This window comes from Pseudomonas sp. RA_15y_Pfl2_54 (assembly GCF_963971015.1).
Taxonomy (GTDB): domain Bacteria; phylum Pseudomonadota; class Gammaproteobacteria; order Pseudomonadales; family Pseudomonadaceae; genus Aquipseudomonas; species Aquipseudomonas baetica_A.
Genome location: NZ_CAXAPN010000020.1, coordinates 51,022 through 64,178, shown reverse-complemented (window position 1 = coordinate 64,178; position 13,157 = coordinate 51,022). Strand labels below are relative to the sequence as shown.

General features: G+C 61.2%; 14 protein-coding genes. 5 read left to right on the top strand and 9 right to left on the bottom strand.

Annotation, left to right across the window (positions count from 1 at the left end; translation table 11 throughout):
• Positions 1–49: 49 nt before the first annotated feature.
• The 3 genes from AACY50_RS16110 to AACY50_RS16100 are packed head-to-tail and all read right to left on the bottom strand — an operon-like array spanning position 50 to position 2,075.
• Positions 50–667, bottom strand: coding sequence for a TPM domain-containing protein (locus tag AACY50_RS16110; protein ID WP_339430691.1), 618 nt, complete (start codon positions 665–667; stop codon positions 50–52).
• A gap of 33 nt (positions 668–700) precedes the next feature.
• Complete coding sequence (locus AACY50_RS16105) at positions 701–1,453, bottom strand: TPM domain-containing protein (RefSeq protein WP_339430690.1); 753 nt, start codon at positions 1,451–1,453, stop codon at positions 701–703.
• A gap of 13 nt (positions 1,454–1,466) precedes the next feature.
• Positions 1,467–2,075, bottom strand: a complete 609-nt coding sequence (locus tag AACY50_RS16100; RefSeq protein ID WP_339430689.1) for a LemA family protein — start codon at positions 2,073–2,075, stop codon at positions 1,467–1,469.
• 260 nt (positions 2,076–2,335) lie between these two features.
• Here AACY50_RS16100 and bglX point away from each other — a divergent pair, with 260 nt between their 5' ends.
• Positions 2,336–4,627, top strand: coding sequence for a beta-glucosidase BglX (gene bglX / locus AACY50_RS16095; protein WP_339430688.1), 2,292 nt, complete (start codon positions 2,336–2,338; stop codon positions 4,625–4,627).
• A 154-nt stretch (positions 4,628–4,781) separates the two neighbouring features.
• On the opposite strand, the gene AACY50_RS16090 is transcribed toward bglX, so the two are convergent.
• From AACY50_RS16090 to AACY50_RS16070, 5 genes are all read right to left on the bottom strand, one after another.
• Positions 4,782–5,939 (bottom strand): phospholipase D-like domain-containing protein, encoded by a 1,158-nt coding sequence (locus AACY50_RS16090; protein ID WP_339430687.1) that lies wholly within the window; start codon positions 5,937–5,939, stop codon positions 4,782–4,784.
• A gap of 1 nt (position 5,940) precedes the next feature.
• Positions 5,941–6,531 (bottom strand): YceI family protein, encoded by a 591-nt coding sequence (locus AACY50_RS16085; protein ID WP_339538838.1) that lies wholly within the window; start codon positions 6,529–6,531, stop codon positions 5,941–5,943.
• A 202-nt stretch (positions 6,532–6,733) separates the two neighbouring features.
• Positions 6,734–7,030, bottom strand: a complete 297-nt coding sequence (locus AACY50_RS16080; RefSeq protein ID WP_339430685.1) for an amidase — start codon at positions 7,028–7,030, stop codon at positions 6,734–6,736.
• Positions 7,027–8,100, bottom strand: a complete 1,074-nt coding sequence (locus tag AACY50_RS16075) for a serine hydrolase domain-containing protein (protein WP_339430684.1) — start codon at positions 8,098–8,100, stop codon at positions 7,027–7,029. Before AACY50_RS16075 ends, AACY50_RS16080 begins: the two co-directional genes overlap by 4 nt.
• Before the next feature lie 152 nt (positions 8,101–8,252).
• Positions 8,253–9,131 (bottom strand): acyl-CoA dehydrogenase family protein, encoded by an 879-nt coding sequence (locus tag AACY50_RS16070; protein WP_339538837.1) that lies wholly within the window; start codon positions 9,129–9,131, stop codon positions 8,253–8,255.
• Between the two features lie 153 nt (positions 9,132–9,284).
• Between AACY50_RS16070 and olsB the strand changes: the two genes are divergently transcribed.
• Together olsB and AACY50_RS16060 are read left to right on the top strand one after the other, a co-directional pair.
• Entirely contained in the window at positions 9,285–10,040 is a 756-nt protein-coding gene (gene olsB, locus AACY50_RS16065) for an L-ornithine N(alpha)-acyltransferase (protein ID WP_339430682.1), read from the top strand.
• On the top strand, positions 10,040–10,831 hold the full coding sequence (locus AACY50_RS16060; protein WP_339430681.1) for a lysophospholipid acyltransferase family protein: 792 nt from the start codon (positions 10,040–10,042) through the stop codon (positions 10,829–10,831). The genes olsB and AACY50_RS16060 overlap by 1 nt, the downstream gene beginning before the upstream one ends.
• Positions 10,832–10,881: 50 nt before the next feature.
• Here the strand turns inward: AACY50_RS16060 and AACY50_RS16055 are convergent, their stop codons facing one another.
• Positions 10,882–11,466, bottom strand: coding sequence for an acyl carrier protein phosphodiesterase (locus AACY50_RS16055; RefSeq protein WP_339430680.1), 585 nt, complete (start codon positions 11,464–11,466; stop codon positions 10,882–10,884).
• A 168-nt stretch (positions 11,467–11,634) separates the two neighbouring features.
• On the opposite strand from AACY50_RS16055, the gene AACY50_RS16050 reads away from it, so the two are divergent.
• The gene (locus AACY50_RS16050; protein ID WP_221731397.1) at positions 11,635–11,955 is read left to right on the top strand and encodes an ArsR/SmtB family transcription factor; all 321 of its coding nucleotides are present in this window, start codon (positions 11,635–11,637) and stop codon (positions 11,953–11,955) included.
• 5 nt (positions 11,956–11,960) lie between these two features.
• Positions 11,961–13,127, top strand: coding sequence for an MFS transporter (locus AACY50_RS16045; protein WP_339430679.1), 1,167 nt, complete (start codon positions 11,961–11,963; stop codon positions 13,125–13,127).
• Positions 13,128–13,157 lie beyond the last annotated feature (30 nt).

Genomic DNA, 13,157 nt, shown 5'->3' with positions numbered 1-13,157 from the left:
ATAAACTGCGCCGGCCCCTTCACCACAGGGCACTGCTGCGCCCAGAGATTTAACCCAACACCACCAACCGATTCGGCAATTCATTGCGTACCTGCGTCACCGGCACATGCACTTTGAGCAATTCGCCACACGCCTCGATGCAGGTGACAAACCCTTGCAGCGTGCGCCCCTGCCGCACCTGCTCGGTAAACGCCGCGACAATGGCATCCCAGCTTTTATTGTCCAGTCGCCGGGAAATCCCCTCATCCACCAGAATCTCCACGTACCGCTCAGCCTCGCAGACAAAAATCAGCATCCCGGTGCTGCCCACCGTGTGATGCAGGTTCTGTTCGAGAAACTGCCGACGCGCCAGATTCGAGGCGCGCCAGTGACGCACCCGGCGAGGCACCAGATGAGTGGTGATCTTGGGCAAGCGAAACAACAGGCACAGCACAATGAAAATGCCCCACTGCACCAGCAGCAGACTGCGCATGGTGAGCCAGCCGGTCAGGTAATGCACAACGCCTGGTACCACCAGCGCCAGCAGGCTGGCCCACAGCAACGGGATGTACGCGTAATCGTCGGCGCGGGCGGCCAGCACGGTCACCAGTTCCGCATCGGTGTCGCGCTCGACGCGGGCGATCGCCTCGGCGACTTTGCGTTGTTCGTGTTCAGTCAGTAATGCCATGTCAAAGAGTGCCTGCTCATTATTGTTGTGTGCTCACCAGCCGCCCGACGAACCACCGCCGCCGAAACTGCCCCCGCCGCCGCTAAAGCCCCCGCCTCCACTGCCGCCGCCAAAACCTCCACCGCCAAAGCCTCCGCCACCACCGGAGCCGCCACGGCCGGCGGGAAGGATACCGAGCATCTGGCAGACAAACACCGTCAGGATGAACAACATCACTAAAAACACGAACAACGTCGGGTGCCGCGAGATGAAATCATCGGAAGGATCACCGCCGGGTTCATACACCGTTGACGGTTCGTCCAGCGGATTGCCCCCCAGCACCACCAGCATCGCCGCGACGCCATCGCTGATGCCTTTGCTGAAGTGGCCGGTCTTGAACGCGGGGGTGATGACTTGATGGATGATCACCGACGCCTGCGCATCGGTCAGCCGGTCCTCCAGGCCATAACCGACTTCAATGCGCAATTTGCGCTCGTCCCGGGCGACGATAAGCAATGCGCCGTTGTTTTTGTCTTTCTGGCCGATGCCCCAGTGCCGGCCCAGTTGCACGCCAAAATCTTCGATGGTGGTGCCTTGCAGATCCGGCAGCGTCACCACGACCAATTGCTCGCCGGTCGCCTGTTCGTGCGCCTGCAACTGCTGGCTCAGTTGCGCACGCACTGACGGCTCGATCATCTGCGCGTCATCCACCACCCGCCCGCTCAGCGCCGGGAACGTCAACTCGGCCCGGGCGCTGACGGCGAACAGCCACAGCATCAGCACCAGGCCCATTTTCAACACACGCATGGGCAACCTCGGATCAGAACTTCACTTCGGGCGCCTTTTCTGCACCGGGGGTGGTGGCTTCAAAGGTTTCGCGGATCGGCAGGTCGCTGTACATCACGCTGTGCCAGAGGCGTCCCGGGAAGGTGCGGATTTCAGTGTTGTATTTCTGCACCGCCAGAATGAAATCGCGCCGCGCCACGGCGATACGGTTTTCCGTGCCCTCAAGCTGCGACTGCAGGGCCAGAAAGTTCTGGTTGGCCTTCAGGTCCGGATAACGCTCAGAGACCACCATCAAACGGCTCAACGCGCCGCTCAGTTGATCCTGTGCCTGTTGGAACTGCTTGAGCTTTTGCGGGTTGTCGAGGGTGCTGGCATCCACCTGGATCGACGTCGCCTTGGCCCGCGCCTCGATCACGGCGGTCAGGGTCGCCTCTTCATGCTTGGCGTAGCCTTTCACCGTTTCGACCAGATTGGGGATCAGGTCGGCGCGGCGCTGGTACTGGTTCTGCACTTGGCTCCAGGCCGCTTTGGCCTGCTCGTCGAGGGTCGGGATGTTGTTGATGCCACACGCGGTCAATAGCGTGGCCAGCACCAGCAATGTGGCGACCTGCAGACGCGAGCGGTTGATTGGGCTGACATTCATCAAAGTGATGCTCCTTGGCACATTTCATTAAAAACCGTCGGCGAAAACTTCGGGACCGGCTCTTGGGGCATAATCGGCCTCGTCACTGGAATGCGACGGGCGAATGGGCTAAAAAGTGCCCTGCGCGTTCACGCTACCGAGTGTCGGCTGTGGTTTTTTGGCTCGGTATTTTTGAGCCGGCACCCGAACAACAATAGTCGCTCCCAACATTTTGGCTGGCCGGCATTGCATTGCCGCTTGGGCCCTTGAGAAAAACATTCATGAAGAAGCTGTGTTTGCTGGGTCTGCTCGTCAGCCTGGCCAGTCATCACGTATTGGCCGCCACGACCCCGGCGCCCCTGGAAAACAAGGACGCGTTCATCAGCCATCTGATGAGCCAAATGACCCTCGAAGAGAAGATCGGCCAGTTGCGCCTGATCAGCATCGGCCCGCAAATGCCCCGCGAACTGATCCGCAAGGAAATCGCCGCGGGCAACATCGGCGGCACGTTCAACTCCATCACTCGCCCGGAAAACCGGCCGATGCAGGACGCGGCCATGCGCAGCCGTCTGAAGATTCCGATGTTTTTTGCGTACGACGTGATCCACGGTCACCGTACGATTTTCCCGATTCCGCTGGCCCTGGCGTCGAGCTGGGACATGGACGCCATCGGCCTGTCCGGACGCGTGGCGGCCAAAGAAGCGGCGGCCGACAGCCTCGACATCACCTTCGCGCCGATGGTCGACATCTCCCGCGATCCGCGTTGGGGCCGCAGCTCCGAAGGTTTCGGTGAGGACACCTACCTGACCTCGCGCATCGCCAAAGTCATGGTCAAGGCTTATCAGGGCCAGACCCCGAGCGCCGCCGACAGCATCATGGCCAGCGTCAAGCACTTTGCCCTGTACGGCGCGGTCGAGGGTGGTCGTGACTACAACACCGTGGACATGAGCCCGGTGAAGATGTACCAGGATTACCTGCCACCGTACCGCGCCGCGATTGATGCCGGCGCCGGCGGCGTGATGGTCGCGTTGAATTCGATCAACGGCATTCCGGCCACCGCCAACACCTGGCTGATGAACGATTTGCTACGCAAGGACTGGGGCTTCAAAGGCCTGGCGGTCAGCGACCACGGTGCGATCTTCGAACTGATCAAGCACGGCGTGGCCCGCGACGGTCGTGAAGCGGCGAAGCTGGCGATCAAGGCCGGCATCGACATGAGCATGAACGACACCCTGTACGGCAAAGAGCTGCCGGGCCTGCTCAAGTCCGGCGAGATCGAACAGAAAGACATCGACAATGCCGTGCGCGAAGTGCTCGCGGCCAAGTACGACATGGGCTTGTTCAAGGACCCGTACCTGCGCATCGGCAAGGCTGAAGACGATCCGGCCGACACCTACGCCGAAAGTCGCCTGCACCGTCGCGAGGCCCGTGAAGTGGCGCGTCGCAGCCTGGTGCTGCTGAAAAACCAGAACGAAACCCTGCCGCTGAAGAAAACCGCGAAAATCGCGCTGGTCGGTCCATTGGCCAAGGCGCCGATCGACATGATGGGCAGTTGGGCGGCGGCCGGTAAGCCGGCGCAATCAGTCACGCTGTTCGACGGCATGAGCAACGTGATCGGCGACAAGTCGAACCTGATCTACGCCCGTGGCGCCAACATCACCAGCAACAAGAAAGTCCTCGACTACCTGAACTTCCTCAACTTCGATGCACCGGAAGTGGTCGATGATCCACGCCCGGCCAGTGTGCTGATCGACGAAGCGGTGAAAGCCGCCAAAGACGCTGACGTGGTCGTTGCGGCAGTGGGCGAATCCCGCGGCATGTCACACGAATCCTCCAGCCGCACCGACCTGAACATCCCGCAAACTCAGCGTGAGTTGATCCGAGCCCTGAAAGCGACCGGCAAACCGCTGGTACTGGTGCTGATGAACGGCCGCCCGCTGACCATCCTTGAGGAAAAGGAATCGGCCGACGCCATTCTGGAAACCTGGTTCAGCGGCACCGAGGGCGGCAACGCCATCGCCGATGTGCTGTTCGGTGACTACAACCCGTCGGGCAAACTGCCGGTGACCTTCCCGCGCTCCGTCGGGCAGATTCCCACCTACTACAACCACCTGAGCATTGGCCGGCCGTTCACGCCAGGCAAACCGGGCAACTACACCTCGCAGTATTTCGACGACACGACCGGCCCGCTGTTCCCGTTCGGCTATGGCTTGAGCTACACCGATTTCAGCCTGAACGACATGGCACTGTCGTCGACCACCCTGAACGCCACCGGCAAGCTCGACGCCAGTGTCACGGTGAAAAACACCGGCAAGCGCGACGGCGAAACCGTGGTGCAGTTGTACATTCAGGACGTCACCGGTTCGATGATCCGCCCGGTGAAGGAACTGAAGAACTTCCAGAAAATCATGCTCAAGGCCGGCGAACAGAAAGTCGTGCACTTCACCATCACCGAGGATGACCTGAAGTTCTACAACGCTCAGCTCAAGTACGCGGCAGAGCCCGGCAAATTCAACGTGCAGATCGGTCTTGATTCGCAGGACGTGACGCAGCAGAGCTTCGAATTGCTGTAACTATTGAGGCCACACACGCCTGCGTGAGAGGGGCCTTTGTGGGAGGGGGCTTGCTCCCGAATGCGGTGTATCAGCCAAATAAATGCTGAATGACATGCCGCCTTCGGGAACAAGCCCCCTCCCACATTGGAATCCACTGGTTTCGGAGCTGGCGTTAACCGCGCCTGTCCAGCAGGTTGACCACCAACCGATCCACCCACCCCCACACCCGCTGCTTGACCCTGTGCCACAACGGCCGACGCTGCCACTCCTCCAGACTCACCCGCTGACTCAAGCCGAAGTCCTTCTCGAAACTCGCCCGCACCGCCGCCGTCAACGACGGATCGAGTGCCTCCAGGTTCGCCTCCAGATTGAAACGCAGGTTCCAGTGATCGAAGTTGCACGAGCCGATGCTCACCCACTCGTCCACCAGCACCATTTTCAGGTGCAGGAAACACGGCTGGTATTCGAAGATCTGCACCCCGGCCTTGAGCAGGCGCGGGTAGTAGCGATGCCCGGCGTAGCGCACGGACGGGTGATCGGTGCGTGGGCCGGTCAGCAGTAAACGCACATCGACACCACGGGCGGCGGCCTTGCGCAGGGAGCGGCGGATTTTCCAGGTCGGCAGAAAATACGGCGTGGCCATCCAGATGCGTTTCTGCCCACTGTTCAGGGCGCGGAACAGCGACTGCAGAATGTCGCGATGCTGGCGGGCGTCAGCGTAAGCCACGCGGCCCATGCCCTCGCCTTTATCCGGCACACGGGGTAACCGCGGCAGGCCAAAATGCGCGGCCGGGCGCCAGGCGCGACGATAGCGGTTGGCGATCCATTGCCGGTCGAACAGCAATTGCCAGTCGATGACCAATGGACCGCTGATTTGCACCATCACCTCATGCCATTCGCTGGTGGCATGGCCTGGGGTCCAGAACTCGTCGGTGACGCCGGTGCCGCCGACCACTGCCGAACATCGATCAACCAGCAGCAGCTTGCGATGATCACGATAGAAATTGCCAACCCAGCGCCGCCAGCTCAAACGATTGTAAAAACGCAGTTCGACCCCGGCCTGGATCAGGCGCTGGCGCAGAGAATGGGTAAACGCGAGGCTGCCGTAATCGTCGAACAGACATCGCACACGCACGCCGCGCTCGGCCGCCAGCACCAGCGCTTGAACGATGGTTTCGGCACAGGCGCCCGCCTCGACCAGATACAGCTCAAGTTCGATCTGTTCTTTGGCCTGGGCAATGTTCTGGAGCATGCGCGCAAAGAATTGCGGGCCGTCGATCAACAACTCGAAGTGGTTGCCGTCACGCCACGGAAACACTGCGCCGCGCATGTCAGCGCGCCGTGAAGATCAGCACCGCACCCACCGGCACCGACAGGCTGATGGCCGACAGACCGGCCAGTTTGCGCAAGCTTTCAATCCCCGGAGCGAGATCGAAATCCTCGGCATTGATCACCAGCGGCTCCAGCGTCACCACTTGGAAACGGCGGTCATCCAGACGTGTGGCGAGCAACTCGGCCGGATATTCATGTTGCTTGCCGTGCAGGTTGACGGTCAGCGGCAAACGTAATTCAAGCTGAGCGCCAGGGGCCAGATCGTTGATCGGGCGCAGGTCGATCCGGGTGGTGATGGTCGCCGCGGGAAACTGCTCGACCTGGAACAGCTCCTTGCGCATACGCTCGTCACGCAGGGGGATGCCGCTGTTGATCGAATCCAGCTCGACTTCGACTTCGGCGCGACCATTGGGGTCGACTTTGCCGTGCAACACCAGAAAACGCTGCACTTCGGCAAGGCTGGCGTTTTTCGTGCTGACGAACGACAGCCGCGACGACTCGCCATCCAGGTACCAATTGGCCTGCGCTGGCAGCGCAGCGGCGGCCAAAAACAGGCTGGACAGGGTTGCAAACAGGGAACGGTTGAACATTAAAGACTCGTGGGGCCAATAAACCTGAGCCGAACATTAACCGCCCGTGGCGTTATTGCAAACTTTCAATCCCCACCAGTCCATTGACTGGAAAAGTTCCCGTGGGCGGGCTTGCTCGCGAAAGCGCCGGCACAGGCAACATTTGTGGTGACTGACACACAGCCTTCGCGAGCGAGCCCGCTCCCACCGGGGGACGAGCACATCAAGGATTGAGGCGGCAGCCTTGGCGTTCGCCCAACCACCGGGCACTGTTGCTGCGCCCCATGCCGCTGACGGTGATGGTCTTGCTGGCGGGCTCATCGGTGAAACGGCTGGTCGGCAGCCACTGTTTCACATAGCCCCGGCAGTATTCGGCCTCGTTGCTCATCACGTAGCGACACGAACAATATTCCTTGGCGGTGTAGGCACTGATGATGTCGGGAAAGGCCCACAGGTTTTCGCGTTCATATCCGACCCAGCCCAACAGCATGACCGACAGCACCAGCAAGAAGCGCTTCATGGCTGCACCGCCTCCAGCACGCGTTTGATCAATTCGTTGTGGCGATAGCGGCCGTCGCGATCATCGGCGTAGCGCACGATCACCAGGTTTTCGCTGGGGATGACGTACAAGGCCTGGCCCCAATGGCCGAGGGCGGCAAAGGTGTCGGGCGGTGCGTCGGGCCACGGCGATGGCGCGCCGTCCGCCGGGCGATTAAGCCACCAGTGGCCGCCGGGGACGGCTTCGTCCTGATGGGCCTTGTAGCCGGCGAAGGGTTTGAGGTTGAAGGCGAGCCAATCCCTGGGCAGCAATTGCCGATCAGCCCAGCGCCCGTCGCGGGCCATCAACAGACCGACCCGCGCCAGATCCCGTGCGGTCAGGTAGGCATAAGACGAGGCGACAAACGTACCGCTGGCATCGCGTTCCCACACGGCATGACGGATGCCCAACGGGTCGAACAGGGCCGTCCACGGATAGTCCGGATAACGCGGCGGACCGACAATGGTTTTCAGCGCGGCCGACAACAGATTGCTGTCGCCGCTGGAATAACGGAACGCCTGTCCCGGTGCCGCAAAGCGGTCATGATTCGCCGTGAACGCTGCCATGTCGCGATGACCACGGGTATAAAGCATCGCCACCACCGAGGATTTGAGCGGCGCGTATTCGTAGTCTTCCTGCCAGTCGAGGCCAGAGGCCCAGTGCAGCAGATCGGCCATTGTGATGGCGGGGTGTTTTTCCAGCGCCGGGTAAAACTTCACGGCGGGATCATCAAGCCTGAACAGGCCTTCGCCGTACGCCACACCCAGGACTGTGGCCATCAGACTTTTGCTGATCGACCAGGTCAGGTGCGGGGTGTCGGCAGTGGTCGGGCCGGCGTAGCGTTCGTAGACGATCTGGCCATCGCGGATGATCAGCAAGGCGTCGGTGCGGACACCTTGGCGAGTGGTGTCGTCGCGGGGCGGGAAAGCGTAGGCCTCCAGTTTCTCAACCGCAGGGCCAGTGAGCTGCGGGCCCGTCGGCCATTGCTCGCCGGGCCATTGCCCGGCCTGAACGGTGAAGCTGATCAGCAGCAGGAGCAGGCCTTTGAACATGGTGAGAGCTCTTGAAAATAACCTGCTGAGGGTAGTCGGGGTTTATGACAGATGTGTGGTGTTTTCAGGGCCTCTTCGCGAGCAAGTGTTCGAGTTCCTTCAGTTGAAATGCAATCAAACTGTGGCAGCGGGCGTGCTCGCGAAGAGGCCGGTCAGGCCTGCGCCAAAGCCTTGGCCAACCGCTTGGCCCTGGCCCCCGAAGCCAATTGCATCACGCCTTGATCACGCTGCCACATCGCCGCCCACTCGGAATGTCCCTCGCTCAACGCTAGATCGACTTCAGGCTTGAGCGCGTCAAACTGCGCAAACAACCCACCCAGCAACACATGCCCGGCCCGGGTATTGGGTGGCTGGCGACTCATTTCGGCACACCCGGCCAACAACGCCAGCAAGCGTAATTGCAGCGCTTGTGGCCAATCGCTGTCCTGCCCGACGCCATACAACCACGCGGTCATCGCACTCAACACATAGACATCTTCCAGGGTGCGGAACGGTTTGACGTAAGCATCCCAGCCATCCCCGGCGAGCAATTCGCACAGGGCGCCATCGAGGTGGAGCCGACCATGGCTGATGTCCGGCATCAACGGCAGCGCCGGCAGTTTTTCCACACGCACACCGGGTTCGCCGGGATACACCACCGTCAGGCTCAGGCGCGGCGTCTGGCCGGGTTCTTCACTGCGCGCGGCGATCAGCAGCCAGTCCGCCGCATCGCCAGCGGTGACGAAATCCTTGCGCCCGCTCAGATGCAAATCGGTCAGCCGCGTTTGCATATCCGCCGGGCGCAAACTGCGCTGTTCAGTCGCACACAACGCCCCAAGGCTCAGCGGTGCGCTGGGCCAAAGCATGCGCAACGCCGCTTGATAACCGACCAGAAACGCCAGCCCCGGCGTTGCCATCAACCGCCCTCCCGCCACCGCCAATTCGAACGGCGTGACGTTGCCCAGCGTGTGCAACAACGCCGCAAAACCTTCCGCCAGGTCAGCAACGACGGGCAATCGTTCACGGCTTTCAAGCAGATCGGGCCAAGGCATAAGAGGCTCCTCGTGGGTTGTCATATAAGCATCACCAAACGTTCATGGCGATGACACCGGGGCTACATAGCCTGACTTTGCACAACACGGCTGCATAAAGAAAGTCGATCGGCTGCAACCCACGACGGGTTAAAGGCCCGTACGGAGATTCACATGACTCAGATCGCCCGCATCAGCGACACCGGCAATGAACGCCGCCTGCAAGCCGAACGCCTGATCGGCGCCGAGGCCTTGCAGCAAGCCCAGGCCTTGCGCTTCAACGTCTTCAGCGGCGAGTTCAACGCCAAACTGAAAGGCGCTGAACGAGGTCTGGACATGGATGATTATGATGTTCACTGCAGCCACATCGGTGTGCGAGACCTGAACACCGGCCGCCTGGTGGCGACCACTCGTTTGCTCGACCACACCGCCGCCAGCAGCCTGGGCAAGTTCTACAGCGAAGAAGAATTCAGCCTGCATGGCCTGGCGCATTTGAAAGGCCCGATCCTGGAAATCGGCCGCACCTGCGTCGACCCGGCCTACCGCAACGGCGGCACCATCGCCGTGCTGTGGGGCGAACTGGCCGAAGTGCTCAATCAGGGCGGATACAGCTATTTGATGGGCTGCGCGAGCATCCCGATGCAGGACGGCGGCGTGCAGGCTCACGCGATCATGCAGCGTCTGCGTGAACGTTATCTGTGCACCGAACATTTGCGTGCCGAGCCGAAAAATCCGCTGCCGGCCCTGGATATTCCCTCCAACGTGATTGCTGAAATGCCGCCGCTGCTCAAGGCCTATATGCGCCTGGGCGCGAAAATCTGCGGCGAGCCGTGCTGGGACGAAGACTTCCAGGTCGCCGACGTGTTCATCCTGCTCAAGCGCGATGAACTCTGCCCGCGCTACGCCAAGCACTTCAAGGCAGCGGTGTAATGCGCCGTTTGCGGGTGTACGCGCGAGTCGCGCGAGTGCTGCTGGTGGTGACGCTGGGGTTGACCATGGCCAGTGTTTTCGGGATGTTTGAGCGCATTGGCCTGGCCCATTCGATGGAGCGCCGGCAGCGCTGGTCGCGCTTTTTCATGGCGCGCCTGAGCAACGCCCTGCCCTTTCGCGTGAGCGTTCACGGCGAGCTGCCGAAACAGCCGATGCTGTGGGTCAGCAACCACGTTTCATGGACGGATATTCCGCTGCTCGGCATGCTCACGCCGCTGTCGTTTCTGTCCAAGGCCGAAGTACGCACCTGGCCGGTCGCCGGTTGGCTCGCGGCGAAGGCCGGCAGCCTGTTCATCCGCCGGGGTTCGGGCGATAGCCAGTTGATCCGCAAGCAGATGACCCGTCACCTGCAAACCGACCATCCGCTGCTGATGTTCCCGGAAGGCACCACCACCGACGGCCGTTCGCTGCGCACCTTTCATGGTCGCCTGTTGTCGGCGGCGATTGATTCCGAGGTGATGCTGCAACCGGTAGCGATCCGTTATCTGCGTGACGGTGAAATCGACGCGTTGGCACCGTTCATTGGTGACGATGACCTGCTGTCGCACTTGATGCGTCTGTTCAGCAATGACTGCGGCGATGTCGAAGTGCATCTGCTCAAGCCGATTGCCTGTCAGGGGCGCGAGCGGGCGGCGCTGGCGTTCGAGGCACAGCAGGCGGTGCAGAAGGCGTTGTTTGGGGCGATCCCGGACACCCAACAGACCCCGATGCGCCCGGCAATCGCGGCCTGATACACAGGCTCCCACAGCGGCCGTGCCCCCTGTGGGAGCAAGCTCCCACATCAGGTTTTCAAGGGCTCGGCGTGTCGGGCGAAATCCTGAAGTTGTGGGTAGAACAACGCAAAATCCTCACTCAACGGCTCATACAAACGCCGCAATTCCTGCATCGCACCCGCCAGCTCTTGCGGCCGGGTCAAGCGTCGGGAGATCCCGCGCAACACCTGCTCCAGCACTTCAAACTCCTGATACGACCCCAGCCAGTCATTGGCAACCATGTGCGGCGCGATCTTCGCCAGACGCTCGGGCAGTTGTCGCTCAAGCGATAGCACCCGATAGACGTCCGTCGTGAACTGCTCCAGCGGCTGCTCGGCGTACAAACGCCAGTCTCGCGCCAGACAATGGTCGAAAAACACGTCGAGGACGATCCCGGCATAACGTCTTCGAGTAGCGCAAAACCGCCGCAACGCGACGTCCACCTGCGGATGGCGATCAGTGAAGACATCAATCCGCCGGTGCAACTGGATGGCCGCCTCGACCTCCGGCGCAAACTGCCCCTGCAGCCGGCCTTTGACGAAGTCGCCATACAAACTGCCGAGTAATTGGCCCGGGCGCTGGCCACCGAGGTGCAAATGTGCGAGATAGTTCATGGGCGCAGCTTAGCACTGCGCCTTCATCGTTACACTCAACGTATCGTTATAACCCGATATACCGATTTATACGGTCGTCAGATCAAAAACATATTGGTATATCGCGAAATACCGATTTAAAGTTCGCCTCATCGCGATATAGCGCTACAGACATCACGAGCCCAAGCCATGAACCTCGACCTCGACGAAATAATAAAAGCCCTGGCACACCCAGTACGACGAGACATCCTCATCTGGCTGAAAGACCCCAAAGTCCAGTTTCCGGAACAGATTCACAACCACGAGTACGGCATCTGTGCCGGGCAGATCGACCAGCGCTGCGGACTGTCGCAGTCGACGGTGTCCGCCCACCTCGCCACGCTGCAACGCGCCGGGCTGATCAGCAGCCAGAAGGCCGGTCAGTGGAACTTCTTCAAGCGCAACGAGGACGTGATTCAGGCGTTCCTCGACGCCATCGTCAAAGAGCTCAGCGCTCCCCCAAGGAATTGATGCACATGCCCCTCTCGCTACTTATTCTGGCCTTGAGCGCCTTCGCCATCGGCACCACCGAGTTCGTCATCATGGGCCTGCTGCCCGATGTGGCGGCCGACCTCGGTGTGTCGATCCCGGGCGCCGGCTGGCTGGTGACCGGTTACGCCTTGGGCGTGGCCATCGGTGCGCCGTTCATGGCACTGGCCACCGCCAAACTGCCGCGCAAGGCAGCATTGGTCGCATTGATGGGCATTTTCATTGTCGGCAACCTGCTCTGCGCCATTGCAGGTGATTACAACGTGCTGATGTTTGCCCGTGTCGTCACCGCGCTGTGCCACGGTGCATTCTTCGGTATCGGCTCGGTGGTGGCGGCCGGTCTGGTGGCACCGAACAAACGCGCTTCGGCAGTCGCGTTGATGTTCACCGGCCTGACCCTGGCCAACGTGCTGGGAGTGCCGTTGGGGACTGCGCTGGGTCAGGAAGCCGGCTGGCGTTCGACCTTCTGGGCAGTGACCGTCATCGGTGTGATTGCGCTGATCGGCCTGATCCGCTTCCTGCCGGCCAAGCGTGACGAAGAAAAACTCGACATGCGCGCCGAACTCGCCGCCCTCAAAGGCGCCGGCATCTGGCTGTCGCTGAGCATGACCGCGCTGTTCGCAGCCTCGATGTTCACCCTCTTCACCTACGTCGCCCCGCTGCTTGGCGATGTCACCGGTGTTTCGCCAAAAGGCGTGACCTGGACCCTGCTGTTGATCGGCCTCGGTTTGACGGTCGGCAACATCATCGGCGGCAAACTGGCAGACAAACGCCTGGGCGCCACCCTGATCGGCGTGTTCGTGGCGATGGCAGTGGTTTCCACTGTGCTGAGCTGGACCAGCGTCGCGCTGATCCCGACTGAAATCACCCTGTTCCTCTGGGCGACCGCTTCCTTCGCTGCCGTGCCGGCCCTGCAAATCAACGTGGTGACCTTCGGCAAGGCTGCACCGAATCTGGTGTCGACCCTGAATATCGGCGCCTTCAACGTCGGTAACGCCCTCGGCGCCTGGGTCGGCGGCAGCGTTATCGCCCACGGTTTCGGGCTGACCAGCGTGCCTCTGGCCGCAGCCGCCCTGGCAGTGCTCGCCCTGCTGGTGACCCTGATTACTTTCCGTCAGAACGGCAATGCCGGTCTGGCTCCTGCTACCCACTGATTAACCACTTCACTGACGAGGGTTGTACAC